Annotated in this window: 4 protein-coding genes and 2 pseudogenes; 5 read left to right on the top strand and 1 reads right to left on the bottom strand. The window is 67.7% G+C overall.

Features of this window, described 5'->3' with window-relative positions; genetic code table 11:
• From G6048_RS50695 to G6048_RS46990, 4 genes and pseudogenes are all read left to right on the top strand, one after another.
• Positions 1–191 (top strand): annotated as a pseudogene (locus tag G6048_RS50695) (IS200/IS605 family accessory protein TnpB-related protein); the annotation flags it as partial.
• Between the two features lie 132 nt (positions 192–323).
• Positions 324–503 (top strand): hypothetical protein, encoded by a 180-nt coding sequence (locus G6048_RS47000; RefSeq protein WP_165345738.1) that lies wholly within the window; start codon positions 324–326, stop codon positions 501–503.
• Between the two features lie 225 nt (positions 504–728).
• A complete protein-coding gene (locus G6048_RS46995; RefSeq protein WP_165345737.1) occupies positions 729–1,583 on the top strand; it encodes an RNA polymerase sigma factor SigF in 855 nt (284 codons plus the stop codon).
• 244 nt (positions 1,584–1,827) lie between these two features.
• Positions 1,828–2,745, top strand: coding sequence for an RNA polymerase sigma factor SigF (locus tag G6048_RS46990; protein WP_165345736.1), 918 nt, complete (start codon positions 1,828–1,830; stop codon positions 2,743–2,745).
• A gap of 117 nt (positions 2,746–2,862) precedes the next feature.
• On the opposite strand, the gene G6048_RS46985 is transcribed toward G6048_RS46990, so the two are convergent.
• Positions 2,863–3,765, bottom strand: a complete 903-nt coding sequence (locus tag G6048_RS46985; RefSeq protein ID WP_165345735.1) for a S1 family peptidase — start codon at positions 3,763–3,765, stop codon at positions 2,863–2,865.
• Positions 3,766–3,979: 214 nt separating this feature from the next.
• Here G6048_RS46985 and G6048_RS46980 point away from each other — a divergent pair.
• Positions 3,980–4,223, top strand: a pseudogene (locus tag G6048_RS46980) (hypothetical protein); the annotation flags it as partial.

The following is a 4,223-nucleotide window of genomic DNA, read 5'->3' as shown; positions in this document are numbered from 1 at the left end:
ATCGGACCGCCCAGGCCCCATCCGGCGTTCCTGGGCGTGAGGGACCCCGCCCCCGCATTCCCGGACCACGGACACGATCCGTCGGCGCCGGGTGCGGAGCGAACGCGGGCAACCAGAACGCCCAACACCGTTCGGGGCGTTCGGCTGAGCATGGGTCCTGGCAGCAGGACCCACTCCCACTCAGTCCCTAGGAACGGTGTGTGGGGAGATCTGCCGAAGACAGAATCGGTGGTAGGACAAGTGCCCGAGTTACACTCACCGCCGGCAAACACGAGCCCCGGCGGGGCAACAGGTCGACAAGCAGGTCAACAGGGGAGGCCGCGGTGGCGGTTAATTCGAAGAAGATCGCCGTCTATGCGCTCGTGGTCTTCGTGCTGTACGTGATCATCACCGACCCGGACAAGGCTGGCGACTACATGACAATGGGGTTCGAGGGTATTTCGAACGCCGCTCAGGCCGTCGGCGACTTCATGACGTGGCTCGCCAATGGGGCCGACGACTGACGGCTGACGGCTGACGGCTGAGGTGTACGGCCACAGTCGCCTCGTACAGCCCCATTACGCCCAGGCCCCACCCCAGCCCCGTATCGGAATGATGCGGGGCTGAAACGCGCCTTATGGCCCCACTCGGGAATCAACACCACTCTTTGCGGTGCTTGCACACAGTGGATCTGTCTTGTGATGCTATGACCGCTTTTGACGAATGAGTTGCACGGTTTGCAAGAGTTGATGGACAAAAAAGAGGTGGCGTTGACCGTGTCGGCCAGTACTGCGCCGCCCCAGGAAGAGGCCCCGGCGCCTGCGCCTGCCCCCGAGAAGCGTCGCAGCGCCGACACCCGGGCGCTCACACAGGTGCTCTTCGGGGAGCTGAAGCAGCTGCGGCCGGGGACGCCCGAGCATCACCGCGTACGCAGCGCGCTCATCGAGGCCAATCTGCCGCTCGTGCGCTACGCCGCCGCCCGCTTCCGCAGTCGTAACGAGCCGATGGAGGACGTCGTCCAGGTCGGCACCATCGGGCTGATCAACGCGATCGACCGCTTCGACCCGGACCGAGGCGTGCAGTTCCCGACCTTCGCGATGCCGACCGTCGTCGGCGAGATCAAGCGGTACTTCCGCGACAACGTCCGCACCGTGCACGTACCGCGCCGGCTGCACGAGCTGTGGGTGCAGGTGAACAGCGCGACCGAGGACCTCACTACGGCGTTCGGGCGCTCGCCCACCACCGCCGAGATCGCCGAGCGGCTGCGGATCGCGGAGGAGGAGGTACTGGCCTGCCTCGAGGCCGGACGCTCGTACCACGCGACCTCCCTGGAGGCGGCCCAGGAGGGCGACGGGCTGCCGGGCCTGCTCGACCGGCTCGGCTACGAGGACCCGGCCCTGGACGGAGTCGAGCACCGCGATCTCGTACGCCACCTCCTGGTCCAGCTCCCGGAACGGGAGCAGCGGATCCTGCTGCTGCGCTACTACAGCAATCTCACCCAGTCGCAGATCAGTGCCGAACTGGGCGTCTCCCAGATGCATGTGTCAAGGCTGCTCGCCCGGAGCTTCGCCAGGCTGCGGTCCGCAAACAGGATCGAGTCATAGCTCGCGGGAGCGAATCACCCGCACGGTGATTTCCCGGCAGTTCTAGGCTGAAAAACGTCCAGACCCCCTTTATCCAGGACCGATTGACCCTCTTAGTGTCGACAAGTCACTACAGCGTGTTGCCGACATGTGACATTCTTCCGGAAGCGCGTTTGCCGCAGCTCTGCCTCCGGTATTCAGGTGGAGGCTGCGTTCCTTCGACGGGAGCGTCCGCCGCGTCCGTCCGCGACCCAAAGGGGGTGGCATGTCCGCAGATCAGGGCAGCTCGAAGGTGCTTGAGCTCGCGCAGAGCGAGTCCGCGCCCGACGTGCTTCACAGTGTCGATGCACCGGTTGACGGTGCGCTTGGCGACGGCCCGGTCCTCCCGGCCCTTCCGGCCCCGCCCCCTTCGACCACGGAAGCCATCGACACACGCACCCTGTCCCGCTCCCTGTTCCTGCGGCTCGCCGCACTCGGCGAGAACAGCCCGGAGCGCGCCTACGTCCGAGACACCCTCATCGAGCTCAACCTCCCGCTCGTGCGCTACGCGGCAGCCCGCTTCCGCAGCCGTAACGAGCCCATGGAGGACATCGTCCAGGTCGGCACGATCGGCCTGATCAAGGCGATCGACCGCTTCGACTGCGAACGGGGCGTGGAGTTCCCGACGTTCGCGATGCCGACGGTCGTGGGCGAGATCAAGCGCTTCTTCCGCGACACCTCGTGGTCGGTCCGCGTTCCGCGCCGGCTCCAGGAGCTGCGGCTCGCACTGACGAAGGCGAGCGACGAGCTCTCCCAGAAGTTGGACCGCTCCCCGACGGTGCCCGAACTGGCCGCCGTACTGGGCGTGTCCGAGGAGGACGTGGTCGACGGCCTGGCGGTCGGCAACGCGTACACCGCGTCCTCGCTCGACTCCCCGGCCCCCGAGGACGACGGCGGCGAAGGCTCGCTCGCGGACCGCCTCGGCTACGAGGACACGGCCCTGGAGGGCGTCGAGTACCGCGAGTCCCTCAAGCCGCTGCTCGCCAAACTCCCGCCTCGTGAGCGCCAGATCATCATGCTGCGCTTCTTCGCGAACATGACGCAGTCGCAGATCGGCGAGGAGGTCGGCATCTCGCAGATGCACGTCTCGCGGCTGCTTACGCGGACGCTGTCGCAGCTGCGGGAAGGGCTGATCTCGGACTGAGCGCTAGGCGCTCCGCTGGGAGGGCGGTTCTCAACTGCGCGTCCGTTGTGGCTGGTCGCGAAATGCCTGAGCCTCGTACGTACGAGGCTCAGGCATTTCGCGTCGAAACGCTCGCGCTTACTTGCCCAGCTTGTTCAGCGCCCGCTTACCAGCCGCCGACTCCTCCATCGTGTCCCACAGCTTCGCGGAGCCGGTGTACGTGTACACGCCGGGAGCTCCCTGCGCCGCGCACCCGTCGCCGTACGACGTGATGCCGACCTGGAACACGCCCTTGCGGCCCTGCAGCTTGCGGAAGATCGGACCGCCGCTGTCGCCCTGGCAGGAGTCCTTGCCCTCGACGCCGGCGCACATGTTGACCTTCGTGTCGTACTGCGGGTACGACGCCTTGCACTCGATGTGCGACACGATCGGCACGTCCACCGCGCGCAGGCGGTCCGGATAGTTCGTCACCTCGGTGTCGGTATTGCCCCAGCCGATGACGGTGGCTTTGGCACCCGGACGGATCAGCGCGTCCGTGCCCGCGGTCGGCAGGTTGACCGGGGCGATTCCCTCGACGGGCTCGTCCAGCATCAGCAGCGCCAGGTCGTACGCCCCCTCGCCCTCGGCGTAGCGGGGGTGGACGACTATCTCGGCGACGTCGCGCAGCTGGCCCTGGTTCTTCTTCGACAGCACGGTCCGGCCGACGACGGTCTCGATGTCCTTGGGCTTCGTGCCCTCGACGCAGTGCGCGGCCGTCATCACGACGTCGGCCGCCAGCAGGCTGCCGCCGCAGAACTGCCGGTCGTGGGCGTTGCCGGCGCCCTTCTGCAGCAGCGCCGCCATGAACGGGTGCTTGCCGTCGGGCTGTTCGGTGCCGCCGATGATGCGGGTGCCCGGCCGGCCGCGGTCCGCCGAATCCGCGGCGTGGGCCGTGCCGACGGAGGCGGCGGCGAGCCCGAGTGCCGCACCGGCCGCGATCACGCCGGTGGCGATCCGCCGGACCGCTGTTCTGTGAGTGGGGGAAATGGAGGAAAGACGCATGTGGGGGTGTCTCCCGACGCTCTGAACTGTGAACTGACCACCCCGGCGGGACGCACCCTCGCGTCCCAACGTGCCCGAACCGCAAGGGAGTCACCCGACGGAAGTGGCATGGCGTTCTGTCAGACGCGATACGCGGGGCGGTGGTTCACTCATGGGAACACTCAATGCCCATCCGTCTCTTTCTATCTGATGGATCGTCAGCCACACTGGCGCGATGCGTCAGGTGACTTGGATACGTGGCCGCCGGGGCGCCGTGGCCGGTGCCTCGGCGGCGGTCGTGGTGTGTCTGGGCGGGGTGCTCGCCGTGAGCGCGGGCGGCGGGAGCGACGACGACGGGTACGTCGCGGTGGGGGCGGCCGGTGGTTCGCCTCCGGCGTCCGGAGCGGGGGCGACTCCTACGGGAGAGGTGTCGCTGGTGCCGCTGGAGGGGGCGTCGGGCTCCGCGGATGGTGGGGGAG

Source organism: Streptomyces ureilyticus, from assembly GCF_011045025.1.
Lineage (GTDB): Bacteria > Actinomycetota > Actinomycetes > Streptomycetales > Streptomycetaceae > Streptomyces > Streptomyces ureilyticus.
The sequence above is the reverse complement of the archived record's forward strand: the minus strand, read 5'-3'. Positions and strand labels throughout refer to the sequence as shown.